This window comes from Mesorhizobium sp. M8A.F.Ca.ET.208.01.1.1, assembly GCF_004791315.1.
GTDB lineage: Bacteria > Pseudomonadota > Alphaproteobacteria > Rhizobiales > Rhizobiaceae > Mesorhizobium.
This window is the reverse complement of sequence record NZ_SRUT01000447.1, coordinates 1-279: the sequence shown is the minus strand read 5'-3', so window position 1 is coordinate 279 and position 279 is coordinate 1. Positions and strand designations below refer to the sequence as shown.

Genomic DNA, 279 nt, shown 5'->3' with positions numbered 1-279 from the left:
AATGCAAGTTGGGGTCTGAGATCATGCAGAGCGGCAGTGACCGTAACGGCGGCGCTGTCATGGGGATCCTCGGGAACATGGGGGTGACCGGGAAAGTGCTTCGCCGTTGCCGCGACACCCCGGCTCTGTACTCCGCGAATGAACGCAGAGGTGGCGCGACCGACGAGATCGGCGTCCGCGGAGAAGGTGCGGTCACGCAGCCATGGGTTGCTCCCGGTCACTAGGTCGAGCACCGGTGCCAGGAAGAAGTTGATGCCGCATGCCCTTGCTGCGCGAGCA

The 279-nt window shown here is 64.2% G+C and carries 1 protein-coding gene; it reads right to left on the bottom strand.

From position 1 onward, the window contains the following. Window positions 1-279, bottom strand: a 279-nt coding sequence (locus EN851_RS36025) for a glycoside hydrolase family 3 N-terminal domain-containing protein (RefSeq protein WP_281041143.1), incomplete at both ends; no start/stop codon positions are given.